The sequence below is a fragment of the Alteromonas sp. 5NW40-0090 genome, assembly GCF_057552975.1.
Genome location: NZ_BAAJLT010000003.1, coordinates 102,921 through 120,304, shown reverse-complemented (window position 1 = coordinate 120,304; position 17,384 = coordinate 102,921). Strand labels below are relative to the sequence as shown.

Sequence of the window (17,384 nt, the reverse complement as noted above, 5' to 3'; positions counted from 1 at the left end):
GGGTTAATAATGAAAATAACAAGGATTTACAACGATGAGGCGGGCAAAAGCCACTTTGGCGAAGTTGAAATAGCGCTAAAAGACGGCGGCCCAATTGGGATGCTGTCAGAAAAATTTGGTGCAGATAAAATTATCTTTCGCGAAACACCCGCAGATTATGATTTTAAATGGCACCCAGCCCCCGCGCGACAGCTACTTTTCATTTTAAAAGGACGCGCAGAATTTACCGTGTCTAACGGTGAGCGTCATGTATTTGGGGCGGGCGACGTGCTGTTGCTGGAAGATACCGAGGGTGAAGGTCACTGTTCACGGGCTATGTACAATGAAGTTCGCCACTCTATTTTTGTGACGCTAGATGAAGGGGTTACCTTTTAAATTGACCTCAACACACCTTTACAAAATGCGCTAATTTAGCGCATTTTTTTGTTTAGGCACCAAATTGGGGCTCAATCAGTGCTCTCTGCTTTCACCTCCATTCGCTAATTTTAAAAAACACATCAAAAACAATGCTTTAAAAGCGAAAAACAAAGCAGACTAATTGGTCAACATCTTGCAACCAACGAGCAACTGTCATCAAGAAAAATTGCTCATGTCTTCAAATCACAGCGAATTACTTTACGACTTACATGATAGCCCGGCATTTCTTCCCTCTCTTACCGCGGCATTCCAGCATTTATTAGCGAGCTTCGTTGGTGTTATAACCCCTACTCTTATTGTTACGTCAACGCTAGGCCTTACTGAATACACACCTTACCTTATTAGTATGGCGCTGTTTGTTAGCGGCCTTGGCACAGCAATTCAAACAAAACGTATAGGTCCAGTAGGCAGCGGCCTTGTCGCCATTCAAGGAACTAGCTTTGCTTTCATTAGTGCGTTGATTTTGGCGGGAAACCAAGTGAAGGCGAATGGCGGAACGCCAGAAGATATTTTAGCCCTATTGTTTGGACTCACCATGGCTGGGGCATTAGTTGAAGTGGTTTTCAGCCTTGTCGTAAATAAACTCAAGCGCATTATTACGCCTTTGACTACGGGTATAGTGATCACTGCGATAGGCCTTAGCTTGATAAACGTAGGTATGACCGACCTTGCCGGTGGCTTTCATGCCGCTGACTTTGCCAGTACTGAGAACTTAGCAGTTGGTCTTGGTGTATTACTGGTTATCGTATTCTTAAATGCGTCTACCAACCATTGGCTTCGCTTAAGCGCTATTTTTATTGGCATGGCTATAGGTGCAACGTATGTTGGTTTTACAAAAGGCCTTGATTTCTCTGGGCTCGCTTCACTTTCATTAGTGGCTATCCCTACCCCATTTGCGTTCGGCATTGCTTTTGACATTAATTTATTTTTGCCCATTGCGCTTATTTACTTGTTTAGCGCAATAGAAACGGCGGGAGATTTAACGGCAAACAGCCTTTTTTGCAAGCAACCTGTAAGCGGCCCCGTTTATTTTGCGCGGGTGAAGGGCGGTATTTTGGGTGACGGCGTCAACTCTTTACTTGCCGGCATGTTCAACACGTTTCCAAATACCACATTTGGCCAAAACAATGGCGTTATTCAGTTAACCGGTATTGCTAGCCGAAAAGTGGGCTTTTTTGTTGCTGCGCTATTTGTTCTTATCGGCTGTTTTCCTATTGTTGGCGGGGTGCTGCAGGCTATTCCTAAGCCGGTATTAGGCGGAGCGACTCTTGTTATGTTTGCTATGGTAGCAGTGGGCGGCTTAAAGCTTCTTGCCAGCTACGCACTTGATAGGCGCAGCAGTCTTGTAACTGCTTGTGCGCTTGGAATGGCAATAGGCGTAATGATGGTTCCCGAAGCCCTTGCTGAATTGCCAACGTGGCTAGAAAATATTCTTCTTTCCCCCGTTACATCTGCCGGCCTTACTGCCGTGATTTTAGAACTAACGCTGCCGGGTAAAAAACCGTCGAGTAAGGCAAAGAGTTCAGAGACAAAGTCACAGCTAAGCCCTGAAGAGATCTCCCTTATTTCTTCTACTAATGACGCAATCACTAGCCGTAAAAATAACAATGCTGACAATGTAAGACATTCTCCAAACATGCGTAGCGATAATGACAAAAACCTAGAAGCTGTATCACTGCCTCAACCCCTTAACACAATCTTAGGCATTAAAAGGCACGCTGATAGCACACCTACTCTTTATGGTGCAAAAGTTCGTTAAAAATCACACTGAAGGTGCAAGTGTTGTAAAGACATAGGGCATTTACATAAAAATAACAATATAAGAACAACATTATATTTTTTTATCCCTATAATTCAGCAACTTAAGCGCAGGTCAAAACTTGACCAACTGGACAAGTAGTTGGCATCTATCCTGCTAGCTCTCTTGCCAACGACAAGAACCATAAAAATAATTCGTTAAAAAGCCCAAAAAAAGGGCAACCAAAAATAATGAGGAAACCATGAAAAACACTACATTCAAATTATCTCCTCTGGCAAAAGCGTTTGCGATGACCACTGCGGTTGCGCTGTCGTCACAAGCTTTTGCTCAGGAAGAGACAGAGGTAAAAGAAAAAGACGTTGAGAAGATCCAAGTAACGGGTTCGCTTGGCAGTCTTCCAGGCCAAGACGTAGAATCTGTGTTTGGCTTTGGTAAGTCTATTCTTGAAACGCCACGTTCTGCATCAACTATATCTCAAGAGCAAATGGAGCGTTTTAACGTATCTGACATTGATGAATTGGTAGCGTTTGCACCGGGAACATTTACCCAGTCTTTCTTTGGTGTTGCGGGCTCTCTTGACGTACGTGGTACGCCTGGTGAAACCTATTTCCGTGGCGTTAAGCGTCTGGACAATCCTGGCAACTACCCGACACCAATTGGTGCTTCAAGTCGAATCGACATCGTCCGTGGCCCTGCATCGCCTATTTATGGTCCCTCTAAGATTGGTGGTTACCTAAACTTTAATCCTAAATCTGCCCGTGCTTCTGGCGGCCAGTATCTAGATGCGCCAACGGGTGCTTTGTCATACACCACTGGTTCATGGGATAAAAGCATTTTAACCGCAGAGGTTGGCGGCCCGACTAGCGTAGCTGGCAAAGAGATGGGCTACTACATCTACGGTGAACTAGAAAATTCAGACAGCTATTACGACAATACACAAACTGACCAAACGGTATTGCAAGCATCATTTAACATTGACGTTACTGACAATCTTCGCTTCGAATTTGGTGGTATGTATCACGACTATGATGGTAACCAAGTCGCAGGCTGGAACCGACTGACACAAGAATTGGTAGATGACGGTACTTATATTACTGGTACGGCACAGCCACTGGATACGGATGGCGATGGCCAAATTAGCCACGAAGAATATGGTGCAGTTAACATTGCCGGTGAAAGCTTCTTCTACGTTCCAGCGTCTACGTTTACAGATGACGAAGCAACAGCATTGATGCAATTACAAAATGTAGGCACAACAACCCTTAGTGGAAACCAAGTGTTGGTAGCGCCTGATGATCAGCTTGGCAACGAAGCCATTACGTTGTATTTCGATACCATCTACTACGCGGACAACTGGGAAATTCGCAACCAGTTTTTCTATGATGCTTACGACAACATCAACGAAAATGCTTACGGTTTCTCACAATTCCACGACAGCTGGGTTGTTGAAGACAAGCTAATTTTCGCAACCGAGTATGAAAATGACGGTTTGTTTGCACAGTTTCAATTCTCACCTTCTGTTCGTTATACCGATTTCGAACACGGCGATGATTTCACGTACGAATATTTCAACCGTCGCGATTTAACCATGCCTTCTTCGGCTCTTGATCGTCGTTTATTATCTACCCGCTCAGGTAAAAATTTCGATAACTATGACGTTGGTAACTACCTAGACCTAGGTGTTGCTGCAATGACAGATTTAACTTGGGATTGGGGTTTGAACCTAGTTTTAGGTCTGCGTTACGATACCATTGATATTGAAAGTACATCACGTACCGACCTTCTGTTAGGTGCTACAGGTGATGAAACGCCAGTTTATGCTGAAGAGACAGTAGACGGATGGTCATGGAATGCGAGCCTTTCATACGAATTCGAGTTTGGCCTAATTCCTTATGTAACCGCTGCAGAGCAAGCCACACTTGTTGCAGGTCAAGGTGCAGAAATTGGCGTTGGTCAACTTGGCGACGGCAGTGCGTTCGATACGTCTGAGCTTATCGAGTTTGGTATAAAGGGCTCGCTGTTAGAAGACACATTGTATTTCGCGCTTTCATCGTTTGAACAGGAACGTACCGATTTTAACGCGCAAAACACGGTAACGAACAACACCACAAACAACAAAGGCACTGAGTTTGAACTTCGCTGGGTAGTTAACGATAACTTGGTTGTATCTGCCGGTTACACTAATATTAAGGTGATCAACCTTACTGCTCTTGAAAATGGAAACCAGTTTGGTTTCTTAGGCGCTGAAGACCTGGTAAACCTTGAAGATCCTTCGTTGATCTTTGGTGGTAACGTTATTGGTCTTAACCTTATCGGCGAAGGCTTCAACAATACTGATGGACGTAAAGCGGGTATCCCAGAAAACATTTACACGCTAACCGCGACTTACGATTTTCAAAATGGATACGCTGCTAACGTAAGTGTGGTAGATGTTGAGGAAGTTGCATCAGGTTTCTCTGCGGCTGTAACGCTACCGTCTTACACGCTTGTAAATGCTGGCTTATCTTATCAGGCTGAAGACTGGTCATTTAACTTAACCGTTAAAAACCTAACCGATGAGCGCTATTTCCGCTCTAACTTCCCTGACCTATTCGGTAGCCAAATTGTGTTACCTGAATTACCGCGTCACTTTAATGCTAAAGTTACTTACTCATTCTAAGTATGCTTAGCGTGTGAATGGCATCACGCTTCCTATGGTTACTGGAAGCGCGTTACCATCATTCACTCAAATTACGTTTAATAAAGAGCTCAGTTTTTTAAATCTGGGCTTTTTTTTTAGGAGTATTTTATGTCTCTACCCCATTTCATTCGCCTCTTTTCACAGCAACCTCCATTGAGTACTGCTAAAAACAGCCGCAATTCAGCTTTTCGTAAACCCACTGTGTTGGCTGTTTTGATAGGCTTAGTAATAAGTGTTTTATCTACCCATGCTTACGCTAATGGCGAAGAAAAGCCGATGGAAGTAAAAGTGGTAGTAGTCAGTATGTTTGAAATTGGCGATGATGAAGGCGACGCGCCAGGCGAATTTCAGTTGTGGAAGGCACGTCAAAAGCTTATAACAAAATACCCGCTACCCCACGGCTTTCACGATGTGTATGCAAATACTGAAACGGGCATAATTGGCATAGTGACGGGTATGGGCACTGCGCGTGCTTCAGCAGCAATAATGGCGCTGGGCCTTGACCCTCGCTTTGATTTATCGAAAGCCTATTGGCTAGTAGCAGGCATCGCTGGTGTCGACCCTGCCGATAATACTATCGGAAGTGCTATTTGGACTGATTACGTTGTAGATGGTGACCTTGCACATCACATTGATGCAAGAGAAATTCCTTCACAGTGGCCAACAGGGTACTTTCCTCTTTTTACTCATGAACCATATGAAAACGCCGAGTTAGTTGACGTAAATAACAGCCCAAATGGAGAGGTTTACACGCTTAACCTACCATTGGCGAAATGGGCCTATTCTCTTACAAAAGATACCAAGCTTTTAAACAATGAAGCAATGGATACGCTAAGAGCAAAATATACTCTCTCACCTAATGCAAAAGCACTTCCTAATGTGTCTATGGGAGCACATCTATCTGCGTCTACTTTTTGGCACGGGGAAAAACTTAATACCTGGGCAAACGATTGGGTAGCTTACTGGACGCAAGGCAAGGGAAACTTCGTCACATCAGGCATGGAAGACTCAGCTACGCTTCAAAGTTTAACGTATTTAGATAATGCTGGGTTAGTAGACAAAGAGCGCTTGATGATACTAAGAACGGCGAGCAACTTTACTATGCAACCTCCATCGTTAGGCGCTGCACAAAATTTGAAATTAGAAAGCTCCGGAGATGGCTATGCAGCGATGGGCGCAGCAATTGAAGCTGCTTACAACGTTGGCGCTGGTGTTGTTAATGCTATTGTTGAAAATTGGGAGTCTGCAAAACACACTATTCCCGGTTCTGACTAACATTCAGAACGATTGATTTAAGTATACTATCTTAGTTGGAATTAACTAAGTTGGTATTAATCAAACTGCAAAATCTTGCTTATTATTAGTTCTGTTAGCGTTAACACGGGTGTTTAGTCACCTGACTTTGGGAGGCTATTCGGTGCTTTTAAATGCATTTCAAAGCACTGAACTCCCTCTAAGCCACTACAGATTTTGCATCTAGCGCTAACTTAAGCTGTGAAGTTACATCATTTTGTACAACAGGCTTTGCCAGAAAGTCTTGCATGCCCGCTTCGCTGCAACTGAATTTATCTTCAGCGGTGGTGTTAGCAGTAACCGCGATAATGCGCCCATGCTTAGGCATTAACGCTTCTTGCAGTATAATTTTCGTTGCGCTAACGCCATCAAGCACCGGCATAGCACAGTCCATGAAAATAATGTCGTATTTTTTGGCCCTCGCCATTTGTACCGCTACTTCGCCGTTTTCAGCTTCATCAGGTATGTAATTGAACTTTTCTAGCATAGACCCTAAAACCAGGCGGTTTATGTCATTGTCATCAACAACCAAAATATTTAACGGCACACTTAAAAGTTCAGAAGAAAGCGTTACCTCTCCATTAGACGTTTCGTTTAGTGTTGCCATTTCAACTGGAATGGCAATGTCAAAGCAGGTTCCTTTGCCTACCGTCGAGCGCACCTCAAGTTCACCATCCATTTTTTCAACAAGCTGGCTCACTATGGAAAGGCCTAATCCGTTTCCATTGAGTTCTTCACTAGCACTGTCGGTATCGTTTTGGAACGGCCGGAACACTCGCGATAGAATATCATTACTCATGCCAACCCCGGTGTCTTCGACTGAAGCCAGCAGAATAGGAACGTCGCCTTGATGTTTAAGCGTAACCTGTACTGAAATGTAGCCTTTTGCGGTGAACTTTACGGCATTCGACAGCAAGTTGGTTATTACCTGACTTATCCTTGCCGCGTCACTATGCACATAGGTCTTTTCATCAAAAGACAGCACAGCATAGAACCGTACGCCCTTTTCTGCACACTTTGTTTTGAACACATCGACAATGTCTTCGCATAAAGAGCGAACACAGAAATCACCATGTATTAACGTGAATTCACCGTTTATAATCGACGTGTAATCCAGTACATCGTTAATGAGTGATAACAAGCGGTCTGCACTGTGTAATGCAATGTCGGCTTTTCTAATTCGAACGTTATCTTTTGTTTCAAATTTTATGGCCTGAAGCATTCCGGTAATGCCGTTCAGCGGTGTTTTTAACTCGTGGCTTATGCGTGAAAGCAACATTCCACGCTCTCTGGATGCAGCTTCAGCTTCTTTACGTCGCTCATCCAACTCTAACCTAAGTTGAACCGATTTATTAACATTTTGACAGGTACCAAACAAGCGAACGCACTTACCATGCTTCATCTCTGCCATGCCATGGGTTTCTATCCATACCGAGTTTCCTTTTGCGGTTGTAAGCTCGAGAGTTGAGCTCCAAGGCTCCCCCGTCTCGGTGGTATGAGAAACAATGCGGCTTATTTCATCTCTATCGAACCCTTCTTTGTAGAAGTTAATGGCAGTTTCTAGCGAGGGCGTGTAACTGTCGTCTACTTCATGAATGATGCGAGTTTGAGATGACCAAGTTAGCTCATTGGTAATAAGGTCAACTTCCCATGTCCCTACGTTTGCAACACTTTGCAGTTTTTCGTAGAGCGTGTTTTGTTTTGTTTCAGCTTTCTCAACGTGAAATTTTTCTAAAATGACAGATAACCAATCGTCGAGTAATGTCACTTTATCTAAATTATTTGGCTGTTCGGGGCATGCGTTGATGAATACTAGGCAGACCTGCCCACCGTCGAGGTTGTGGACTTGGCCTCTTATGTACTTTTCCGCGTTGAAATAGGTACTAAACCACCGTTTAAATGCAGTCGAACACTTAGCACTGCTTACTGGGAAACAATTGTCTACCGGTGAGCAATTTGCGTAAGAAGGGATTGATTTAAAACTGGGTGGATAAGCTGATGATGCTTTTACAAGAATGTTGACGGTGTCCTGGTCAAGATGCAAAAGCAAGCCTTGAAAAATGCCTAAAGAGTCACAACCACGTTGCACTAACTGAGATAGCGATGCCTTTAACTGCGCTTCCAGCTTAACATTCAAACTCGATTGCTCGTCGAAATAAACCATTGTACTTTACCTAAGTCTCAAACTCGTAAAAGAAGAGTACTAACCCGTGCTTTCAAAAATATCGAAAATAATACGTAATCACTTTTGATGATAGCGTGGTATTAACGGTTTCGACATTAAACAATAGGATAGTTTAGGGGTGCTAAAGATAGGCTAATTTTTTAGTATTGCACGAACTAACCTTTGGCCCGATTTCTGCCTGACTCTTTTGCCTCAAATAAGGATACATCTGCATCTTCAATTAATGCTGAAATGTCATCTTTTACCACGTCTGCAGCCTTCCAGGCTGCAAACCCTGCGCTTATAGACACGCGATTTTCAATGCCTTTCCCATGAGGTATTTTTGCCTTGGCTACTTCATCTACAAGCTGATTTGCCACAAGTTTTGTACCTTTATGATCGACGTAAGGTAGAATAATTAGAAACTCTTCACCGCCAAACCGTATTACAGCGTCTTTAGGACGCTTAACGTTATCGGATACTATTTCAGCAACTTTCTGCAAGCATAAATCGCCTTCAAGATGGCCGTAAGTGTCGTTAAAAAGTTTAAAATAATCAATATCGATCATTATCGCACCTACGGTACCTTTATCTCTTGCCACCTGCTTTATTAATAGAGGGATCTCTTTCGTGAGGTACATGCGATTGTAAAGGCTGGTAAGTTGATCATGAAACGTCATCATTTCAAGATATTCGGTACGAAGCTTGTTCTGAAGGTGTGTCTTTACACGATGAATAAGCGTTGAGGCATTTACCGGCTTCATAACAAAGTCTGATGCCCCCACCTCCCAACATGCGTTTTCACTTTTGATGTCCATGGTTGAGGTTACAAAAATGACCGGTATGTCTTTGGTTTCTGGCGCCGATTTTAATGCTGCACACACTTCTAAACCGCTGATATCCGGCATGTTCATATCTAGTAAGACTAAATCGGGCAGCGCTTCGCCACAATGCGATATGGCGTCGCTTCCAGACTCTACGGTAGTGCATCGAAACTCACTTTCAAGTATCGACTGTAGCAGCAATCGGCTCATTGGTTCATCATCAACAATAAGCACATTACATTGTGAGTAGGGTTTAATTTCTTTTCTGTCCATTGCTTTCTAATACAAGTACGTCGCGCAACTGTTTTTCATTGTAATATAGAGATTTTTTTATATTTTTTAATATCTAACAGTCTAACACCTTAGGGATAGATGTATATTGAAAAGGTTAACTTTTGACGAGCTTTAGGTATTATAAATAACACCTAAGCCGAAAGACTGAAATGCACCAAAGCTGGCTGCTGCTTTACGTTAGACGACTTCTTCATTACTGATAAACTGAATAAAAAAGTCGTTCATCGCAACGGGGCGACACATAAAATACCCTTGTCCAAAGTGGCAACCAAGCGCTTTCAAGCTATTGAAATGTGACTGAGTCTCGATCCCTTCAGCAACTATAGTCAAATCCAAACTTAAGGCCAGGTGCACAATTGCAGTAACAATATCATGTGCCTGCTGTTCTTTATCCATATCAATAACAAATGAGCGGTCTATTTTTAGTACATGAAGTGGAAATTGACGTAGATAGGATAAACTTGAATAGCCAGTGCCAAAGTCATCAAGTGCAATGGTGACCCCCAGTGATGTTAATGCCATGAGGATATCGCGGGTTTGTTCAAAATCGTGCATCAACGCAGACTCTGTCACCTCTAACTCTAATGACGAAGCTTCAATCCCCGTTAAACGAATTATTTCTGCAACCTCATCTGCAAAACCAGGATTTGCAAGCTGTTTTGCCGCAACATTAACCGCTACTTTAACGTCTTGATGTTCGTTGTTACAGCGTGCAATGAACTCACAGCTTTTTTGAAGCACTTGTCTTCCGAGCTGATGAATTAACCCTGTTTCCTCTGCAAGAGGAATAAATTCGTCAGGCCCAATAACGTTGCCGTTTTCTTCGACTATTCTGACCAAACTTTCAGCTCCGGCAACCTCTTTGTTGTTGAAATCGTATTTAGGCTGAAGGTAAATAGCTAAACTGTTTTTTTCAATAGCTTGCCTAAGCTTTATTTCCATTTCAACACGATGATGCATGGCGTGCTGCAGGTCGTTCGAGAAAAAGCTAAATGTATCCTTCCCTTTTGATTTAGCGCGATACATTGCTGAATCAGCGTGACGCATCATTTCTTCTGCGTTAACGGCATCTTGCGGATACAGACTTATTCCTATGCTTAAACTCAGTTGATGGGACTTTCTATCTATTTCAATAGGCTCCCTAGCTGCCTGCAAACATGCCATGGCAATACTATCTGCACTGAATCCAGAACCGAGATCAGACAACAAACAAGCAAACTCGTCTCCGCCGACGCGGGCAAGGGTTGCATTTTGGCCGAGGGTATTAGAAAGTCGTTTTGCAATTATCGATATAACATAATCGCCAACCTGATGCCCCAAGCTATCGTTGAGGTATTTGAAGTTATCAATATCAATTAACAGTAAGGCAATGCTTTGTTTGCTTGTAAAGCTTCTTGCTATCGCTTGTACAACACGGTCGTGAAGCAGTACTCGATTGGGCAAACCGGTAAGTTGGTCATGATTGGTAAGGTGAGTCATTTTTACCGCCATCTCAACGGCTTCTGAAACATCTTGGAAGACCATCACAGCGCCGATAATGTCTCCCTCATCGTCTATAATCGGCGACGCACTATCTTCAACCCTAAAAACCTGTTTATGCCGGCTAACGAGCGTCGCATTATACGACATCGCCACGGGCCGCTTTACTTCAAGTGCGTAAAGCGCCGGGTTTAAAAGCGGTTCATGACTTGAAGCATCTCGCAAGTTCATTATTTCATCAATAGGCCTACCTATGGCATCTTCCACACAATAACCAGTTAGCCTTTGTGCCACGGGATTAATAAATGTTATATCTCCCGCTGCGTTAATCGAAATGACACCGTCAGCTATGGATTTCAACGTAATAGCAAGTTGTTTTTTTTCCGCCTCAAGCTCTTGGTTTACTTTTTTCAGTAAGGCTTTTTGAGATTGAAGCGTGAGATGATTTCTCACCCTCATTCGGCACATTTCCACATCGATAGGCTTTGAAATAAAATCTATCGCGCCAAGCGAAAGCGCAATGTGTTCGTTGTCTGAATCGCTATGAGAAGTAACGAATATTACAGGGATTGAAGCAGTATTTGGACATGCTTTAAGCTGTTTGCACACTTCGAACCCTGAGAGTACGGGCATACTGATGTCTAAAATGACTAAGTCAGGTTGTTGCACTTTGACTATCGAAAATGCGTTAACGCTTTGCGAAACCGTAACAACATCTGCTAAAGATTCTACTGCACTTTCTAGTAACAAGAGTGTTGTTGGTTCATCGTCAATGATGACTGCCTTTTGTGTCTCAGCATCCATGAGAAATACCACATAACTTAATAAGAACAATAAGTAGTATCGTCTGACATACTTTAAAAAAAATTAGCTTTTAGTCTACTTTGCCTAATTTAGGAATTATTTTACAGGTAACCATTTGACAGTAATGCTTTAAGTCACGCACAATTAATGTACATTTCAATATCATCTCGATTCCTTGGTAATAAAAATGGATACGTTAAATACTCAACATAGCGCTTTTGAAAAGCCACTTTGGAATAAGGAAGCTGCACTAAGCCGGCTAGGTGGTAACGAAGGTTTACTTAACCGTATCGTAGAAATGTTTTTGGCTCAAATTGCCGAGAAGCAACAGGCATTACAAAAAGCGGTTACTGAGCAAGATATTGAAGGCGTTCGTTTCACTAGCCACGCAATGAAAGGAGTTTCAGGAGACGTGGGCGCCGACGCTATTCGCGAAAAAGCATCATCTATTGAGAACAAGGCCAAGCGTGACGATTTGACTGAGATAGCGCTGGACATGCAAGAGCTAAACGGCTTAATAGAACGCACTATTACGGAGATGCAATCTTAATATTAAGCCACTTCGGCACTCTTGCCTGTGTCCGAGTATATAAATACCTTTAGTCGCTAAATAGCTATTTCGACTTGTTCGATTAAAGCCTTTTTTCTTTCCGCTGGTAAGAAGCTTGCTCTAAAACTGTTTGCGGCTAGCACGCGAATCGTACTCTCATCTATGTTTAGCGCAGTATGAAGCGCTTCAAAATTTTCATTCAAAAAACCGCCGAAATAAGTGGGATCGTCAGAGTTCACTGTCACCAATAATCCAGCATCAAGCAGCTGCACGATATTATGCTCTTTCATATCGTCTATCACGCATAGTTTCAAATTACTTAATGGGCATACGGTAAGTGGTATTTGTTTTTCCTTTAAATACGCCATAAGTGCTTGGTCTTCTTGGCAGCGAACACCATGGTCAATGCGGTCCACGTCAAGCAGTTCAATCGCTTCCCAAATATAGGACGCTGGCCCTTCCTCTCCCGCATGAGCAACAATTTTGAAACCTAGCGACCTCGCCTTTTTGAATACGCGCTCAAACTTAGAAGGCGGATGCCCTAACTCTGAACTATCAAGTCCTACCGCTTTAATGTGCGGATAATAAGGTTTTGCCGCTTCCAGTGTTTGATATGCTTCGCTTTCGGGTAAGTGACGTAGAAAGGACATGATCAAATAGCTACTTATGCCGTATTCATTTTCTGCCTTTTGTATAGCGCGCAAAAAGCCAGGCATGAACACATCAAAACCTATACCCCGCTCAGTATGGGTTTGAGGGTCAAACATAATTTCGGTATGTACGATATTTTCTTCAGCGCACCGAGTTAAGTATTCCCACATTAGTATGAAGAAGTCGTCTTCGTCTCTTAATACCCCGGCCCCTGCGTAATAGAGGTCAAGAAAGCTTTGTAAGTCTTTGAAATTATATGCGGCTTCAATCTCTTCCACGCTAGCATAAGGAAGTGATACACTGTGCTTTTCAGCTAGGCGCCACATGAGTTCAGGCGTTAAGCTACCTTCTATATGCAGATGCAGTTCGGCCTTTGGAATGTTTTTAATTATTGATGACAGCGACATGGCCCCTCACTTATTTTGCACCATAACAATGCAACAGCATTTAATTGGTGCGTAATAGTTTATCTTTAATGCTATCTGTAAACGAGTTCTATTGCTCATTTAGGTTTTGTTTGCGGTTTTTTTAACATCATCTATGTTGATTATTAACCGTTTGGCTGGCTTTGTGCCGCCTGGCTAGTGACCTTGAGTCACGCAATGATTGCTTTTTAAGCATTGCACTGAAAAGTAAGTTAGCACAAAACACACCAACAAGTTGACTAACTGGTCAGTTTTTTGCTTTCAAACGCACAAAATACTAAATGAAACACAAACAGAGAACTCTTGATGTCCAACAACGTAATTGAACGGCTATTTAAGCTGCAGGAACACGGAACTACAGTAAGAACTGAGATCATCGCAGGCCTTACTACGTTTGCGGCTATGTCTTATATCCTCGTGGTGAACCCTGGTATTCTAGGGCTAAGCGGGATGCCCGTTGAAGGGTTAATTACAGTGACGGCAATCGCAGCCTGTATTGGCACGCTCATGATGGCGCTAATGACCAACTACCCTATCGCACTTGCACCGGGAATGGGCTTAAACGCGTTTTTTGCTTTCACTATTTGCCTTGGCCGCGAAATTCCTTGGGAAGCAGCGCTTGGCATTGTTTTTTGGAACGGTATTCTCTTTTTAATTCTTTCACTTACTGGTGTTCGCACTAAAATCGCCGAATCTATACCACCGTCTCTTAAGATAGGCGTGCAATGTGGTATTGGCTTATTCATCGCGTTTATCGGTCTTAAAAATGCTGGGTTAATTGTCGATAACCCCGCAACTTTTGTCCAGCTTGGCGACCTTTCAGAGCCTGCAGTGATGCTTGCCTTTGTTGGTATTATTTTTACTATTGTCCTTATGGTTAAACGCGTTACCGGGGCTATATTAATTTCTATCGTTACCCTTACTTTAATCGGTGCGTTTATCCCTACCGAAAACGGAACGTTAACTGCCACGCCTTCTGCTGTTGTGGGAATGCCAGAGTCTATATCGAACACATTTTTGGCCATGGACTTTTGGTATCCTATCGACCATCTTGCCGAAACCTGGGATCTTATTTTTGCACTTATGTTTGTAAACATGTTCGATACCATAGGTACGTTAATCGGCGTTTCTCGCAAAGCTAACTTGCTAGACTCAAAAGGCAAGCTACCGAAAATTGGCCCGGCCATGACGGCGGATGCATCAGCAAGCATTGCTGGTGCATTCGTAGGAACTTCACCAGTAACTAGCTATGTGGAATCAGCTACGGGCGTATCAGCGGGAGGACGAACAGGGCTTACCGCCGTTGTGGTTTCTGTATGTTTCCTGTTGTCGCTTTTCCTTACGCCATTGATGAAAGTTATTCCGCTGATGGCTACTACTCCGGCATTACTAATGGTAGGTATTTTAATGATGGAGTCGATTCGCCAGGTTGATTTCGACGACTTAGGCGCCTTGGCCACAGCCTCTGTTGCGCTCATCGCTATGCCCCTAACGTTTAGCATAAGTGAAGGTATTGCCCTTGGTTTTATAACCTACGTGGGCATTAAGGTTGGTACAGGAAAATTTAAGGAAGTAACCCCGCTGACTTATGCATTGGCTATTGTTTTCTTGCTGAGATACCTATTAGATTTAAAATAATTTATCGGTGCGTCGGTGCAAAGTAGACACTTTTGCGCACAAAACCTTGGTTAAGATACAAAAAAGGTGGCTTTTAATGCCACCTTTCTTTTTAAATCAGCTATTTCAACGAACTAACCAGTTATTTTAAACCGTCATAAGTGAAAGTAACGGCTTTATCACCCATAAATACAATTTTTACGTGTTTGCTGTCTTCGTTACCCCACGTGCACGCCATGGCGCCCATAGTTTTGCCACAGTTATCAGCTGAACCAATGATTGCTTCAACTTCGTTCTGGGTCATTCCCATTTCTAACTTATCATAGTTTTCTTTCGTTAGCTTTGAGCATGCAGTGAGGGCGAGTGCCCCAAGAGCAATAATAGCTAGTTTTGTTTTCATGGTTTTGTCCTTTACTAAGCGAAGGCGGCTGTTCTCCATTTGGTTCACTTTACCCCTTAGCTTTACTTTAAATATTTTACAGGTACTGTAAACGCTACATACTCGCCTTGTCACTACCTTCTTTAGGATGAGTTTCCAACCAATGACGAGCAATTTGCTCTCTGGTGGCCAACCACACTTTGTCATGTGACTTTACATACTCAATAAAGCGCTTAAGTGCTGCGAGTCGAGCAGGCCTGCCCATAATGCGATTATGAAGACCGATAGAAAGCATTTTTGGCGCTTCTTCTCCTTCTTCATACAACACATCAAACGCATCTTTTAAGTAGGTAAAAAACTGTTCTCCACTGTTAAAACCTTGAGGCGTGGCAAAGCGCATATCATTGGTATCCAACGTGTACGGCACCATCAATAATGGCTTGCTGTAGTGACAGTCGTAATATGGCAAGTCGTCGGCATAAGAGTCGGCGCAATATAAAATATCATCGCGCTCCGCGATTAACTTCAATGTGTTAGGGCTGGTTCTCCCTGTGTACCAGCCAGCAGGTTTACTACCCGTTAACTGTTCGTGAAGAATAATCGCTTCATCTATTTGCTTACGCTCATCTTCCTCGCTCATATCTTGATAGTGCACCCAGCGCATGGCATGACTGGCTATTTCCCAACCTGACTCCATCATTGCTTTTACAGCGTCAGGATGGCGCTGCATTGCCATGGTAACGCCAAATACAGTTACAGGTATGTCGTACTTATTTAGCAAGCGGTGTAAACGCCAAAAACCTGCACGACTGCCGTATTCGTAAATAGACTCCATGCTAAGGTGACGGTCTTTATAGGCTTGTGCGCCTATAATTTCCGATAAAAATATTTCCGACGCCTCGTCACCATGAAGCACGCAGTTTTCGCCGCCTTCTTCGTAGTTCAAGACAAACTGAACAGCTATTTTTGCTTCATTTGGCCAATTAGCGTGCGGCACATGCTCACCGTACCCAATGAGATCGCGAGGATACACAGAATCTACCATGCTACACCTCGAAACTTTCTGGCAAAGACAGTCCACAACCGCCAAGCACAAGTTTAACCACTTGCTTTGTAGCGTCGTCAAAATCTGCTTTTGTCATTTTCTTACCGCGCAATCGGGTAATTTGCGCTGAAAAGTCAGCGTAATGCTGGGTGCTTGCCCAAATAGTGTAAAGCAAGTACTCACCTTCAACCGGGGGAAGTTTACCAGCTTTTATCCACGCTTCTATTACCGCAAGGCGCCCTTTCATCCAAAGCGCATGCTCTTCATCAAAGTAGCCACTTAGGTTTTGCGCACCGTTGATGATTTCCATAGCAAAAATCTTTGAAGCCATGGGGTGCGTTCGGGATACTTCCATTTTTTCAGCAATGTAATTAGCAAGCACCTCGGCGGGGTCATCCTCCACCGTTGCTTTGTCGAATCGGGAGTTCCACAATGAAAGGGTTTCTTCTAATACCGCGACATAGAGTTCTTGTTTAGTTTTGAAATAATACAAAACGTTGGTTTTAGGTAGTCCTGCTTCATCAGCAATTTTTTGAACTGCTGTGCCTTTGAAGCCAAATTGTGCAAAACACTTTTCAGCGGCTTGGAGTATTTTTCTTCTGTTCATAGCGCCAACGCCAGCGTCAGTGCTCTTTACCTTCATCATTATTATCTAAATTCCTTTGCAATCTACTTTGCAAGCGTACAGGCAGGATAAGTGCTGCATGCCTTTGTGATAGGTTAGCATTTATTGCCAACATGTTGCTATGCTCATGAAGCTGAGAGTTACCCACAGTCTGAGCTTCTCGCCGATGAAGTGGGCCATTCAAAAACATTAATTCTGCAATTACCTCAAAACCTAGCACGAATCTTGCCTTGTTCTTCTTATAATTAATGCATTGCTTAGTAAAAACGTTTGGAAAAGCGTTCTACTACTTTTCAAACTAATTTTGCACAAAATCATGGCCTTTCATAACTCGGCCATTTTTTATAAGCAATAAATTGACCAAATGGTCTACTTTTA

At 43.1% G+C, this 17,384-nt stretch carries 14 protein-coding genes; 6 read left to right on the top strand and 8 right to left on the bottom strand.

Translation table 11 applies throughout. From position 1 onward, the window contains the following. Window positions 1-9 precede the first annotated feature (9 nt). The 4 genes from AC27KT_RS04575 (at window position 10) to AC27KT_RS04560 (ending at window position 6,131) form a co-directional block, all read left to right on the top strand. Window positions 10-375, top strand: coding sequence for an AraC family ligand binding domain-containing protein (locus AC27KT_RS04575; RefSeq protein ID WP_071814460.1), 366 nt, complete (start codon window positions 10-12; stop codon window positions 373-375). Between the two features lie 214 nt (window positions 376-589). Continuing rightward, a complete protein-coding gene (locus AC27KT_RS04570) occupies window positions 590-2,176 on the top strand; it encodes a uracil-xanthine permease family protein (RefSeq protein ID WP_487127775.1) in 1,587 nt (528 codons plus the stop codon). A 241-nt stretch (window positions 2,177-2,417) separates the two neighbouring features. Further along, window positions 2,418-4,835 (top strand): TonB-dependent siderophore receptor, encoded by a 2,418-nt coding sequence (locus tag AC27KT_RS04565; RefSeq protein ID WP_487127773.1) that lies wholly within the window; start codon window positions 2,418-2,420, stop codon window positions 4,833-4,835. Window positions 4,836-4,964: 129 nt separating this feature from the next. Then, window positions 4,965-6,131 carry a purine nucleoside permease gene (locus AC27KT_RS04560; protein ID WP_487127771.1) on the top strand — a complete coding sequence of 389 codons (1,167 nt, stop codon included), beginning with the start codon at window positions 4,965-4,967 and terminating at the stop codon, window positions 6,129-6,131. A 178-nt stretch (window positions 6,132-6,309) separates the two neighbouring features. Here the strand turns inward: AC27KT_RS04560 and AC27KT_RS04555 are convergent, their stop codons facing one another. From AC27KT_RS04555 to AC27KT_RS04545, 3 genes are all read right to left on the bottom strand, one after another. Continuing rightward, complete coding sequence (locus AC27KT_RS04555; protein ID WP_487127769.1) at window positions 6,310-8,313, bottom strand: ATP-binding protein; 2,004 nt, start codon at window positions 8,311-8,313, stop codon at window positions 6,310-6,312. 176 nt (window positions 8,314-8,489) lie between these two features. Beyond that, complete coding sequence (locus tag AC27KT_RS04550) at window positions 8,490-9,410, bottom strand: diguanylate cyclase (RefSeq protein ID WP_487127767.1); 921 nt, start codon at window positions 9,408-9,410, stop codon at window positions 8,490-8,492. Window positions 9,411-9,608: 198 nt separating this feature from the next. Beyond that, complete coding sequence (locus AC27KT_RS04545; RefSeq protein WP_487127765.1) at window positions 9,609-11,714, bottom strand: two-component system response regulator; 2,106 nt, start codon at window positions 11,712-11,714, stop codon at window positions 9,609-9,611. Window positions 11,715-11,901: 187 nt separating this feature from the next. Between AC27KT_RS04545 and AC27KT_RS04540 the strand changes: the two genes are divergently transcribed. Further along, a complete protein-coding gene (locus AC27KT_RS04540) occupies window positions 11,902-12,264 on the top strand; it encodes an Hpt domain-containing protein (protein ID WP_487127763.1) in 363 nt (120 codons plus the stop codon). A gap of 56 nt (window positions 12,265-12,320) precedes the next feature. On the opposite strand, the gene AC27KT_RS04535 is transcribed toward AC27KT_RS04540, so the two are convergent. Beyond that, entirely contained in the window at window positions 12,321-13,322 is a 1,002-nt protein-coding gene (locus tag AC27KT_RS04535) for an adenosine deaminase (protein WP_487127761.1), read from the bottom strand. A gap of 324 nt (window positions 13,323-13,646) precedes the next feature. On the opposite strand from AC27KT_RS04535, the gene AC27KT_RS04530 reads away from it, so the two are divergent. Then, complete coding sequence (locus AC27KT_RS04530) at window positions 13,647-14,978, top strand: NCS2 family permease (RefSeq protein ID WP_487127759.1); 1,332 nt, start codon at window positions 13,647-13,649, stop codon at window positions 14,976-14,978. Between the two features lie 121 nt (window positions 14,979-15,099). Here the strand turns inward: AC27KT_RS04530 and AC27KT_RS04525 are convergent, their stop codons facing one another. The 4 genes from AC27KT_RS04525 to AC27KT_RS04510 form a co-directional block, all read right to left on the bottom strand. After that, on the bottom strand, window positions 15,100-15,357 hold the full coding sequence (locus AC27KT_RS04525; RefSeq protein ID WP_487127757.1) for a DUF3862 domain-containing protein: 258 nt from the start codon (window positions 15,355-15,357) through the stop codon (window positions 15,100-15,102). A 94-nt stretch (window positions 15,358-15,451) separates the two neighbouring features. Then, window positions 15,452-16,381, bottom strand: coding sequence for an allantoinase PuuE (puuE, locus tag AC27KT_RS04520; RefSeq protein ID WP_487127755.1), 930 nt, complete (start codon window positions 16,379-16,381; stop codon window positions 15,452-15,454). Window position 16,382: 1 nt separating this feature from the next. Continuing rightward, window positions 16,383-17,027, bottom strand: a complete 645-nt coding sequence (locus AC27KT_RS04515; protein ID WP_487127753.1) for a TetR family transcriptional regulator C-terminal domain-containing protein — start codon at window positions 17,025-17,027, stop codon at window positions 16,383-16,385. Then, the gene (locus AC27KT_RS04510; protein ID WP_487127751.1) at window positions 17,005-17,226 is read right to left on the bottom strand and encodes a hypothetical protein; all 222 of its coding nucleotides are present in this window, start codon (window positions 17,224-17,226) and stop codon (window positions 17,005-17,007) included. Before AC27KT_RS04510 ends, AC27KT_RS04515 begins: the two co-directional genes overlap by 23 nt. Between the last annotated feature and the right edge of the window lie 158 nt (window positions 17,227-17,384).

Excerpts from the sequence above, each read along its gene's own strand:
- AC27KT_RS04575 (WP_071814460.1), top strand. The coding sequence starts at position 10 with ATGAAAATAACAAGGATTTACAACGATGAGGCGGGCAAAAGCCACTTT.
- AC27KT_RS04570 (WP_487127775.1), top strand. The coding sequence starts at position 590 with ATGTCTTCAAATCACAGCGAATTACTTTACGACTTACATGATAGCCCG.
- AC27KT_RS04565 (WP_487127773.1), top strand. The coding sequence starts at position 2,418 with ATGAAAAACACTACATTCAAATTATCTCCTCTGGCAAAAGCGTTTGCG.
- AC27KT_RS04560 (WP_487127771.1), top strand. The coding sequence starts at position 4,965 with ATGTCTCTACCCCATTTCATTCGCCTCTTTTCACAGCAACCTCCATTG.
- AC27KT_RS04555 (WP_487127769.1), bottom strand. The coding sequence starts at position 8,313 with ATGGTTTATTTCGACGAGCAATCGAGTTTGAATGTTAAGCTGGAAGCG.
- AC27KT_RS04550 (WP_487127767.1), bottom strand. The coding sequence starts at position 9,410 with ATGGACAGAAAAGAAATTAAACCCTACTCACAATGTAATGTGCTTATT.
- AC27KT_RS04545 (WP_487127765.1), bottom strand. The coding sequence starts at position 11,714 with ATGGATGCTGAGACACAAAAGGCAGTCATCATTGACGATGAACCAACA.
- AC27KT_RS04540 (WP_487127763.1), top strand. The coding sequence starts at position 11,902 with ATGGATACGTTAAATACTCAACATAGCGCTTTTGAAAAGCCACTTTGG.
- AC27KT_RS04535 (WP_487127761.1), bottom strand. The coding sequence starts at position 13,322 with ATGTCGCTGTCATCAATAATTAAAAACATTCCAAAGGCCGAACTGCAT.
- AC27KT_RS04530 (WP_487127759.1), top strand. The coding sequence starts at position 13,647 with ATGTCCAACAACGTAATTGAACGGCTATTTAAGCTGCAGGAACACGGA.
- AC27KT_RS04525 (WP_487127757.1), bottom strand. The coding sequence starts at position 15,357 with ATGAAAACAAAACTAGCTATTATTGCTCTTGGGGCACTCGCCCTCACT.
- puuE (WP_487127755.1), bottom strand. The coding sequence starts at position 16,381 with ATGGTAGATTCTGTGTATCCTCGCGATCTCATTGGGTACGGTGAGCAT.
- AC27KT_RS04515 (WP_487127753.1), bottom strand. The coding sequence starts at position 17,027 with ATGATGAAGGTAAAGAGCACTGACGCTGGCGTTGGCGCTATGAACAGA.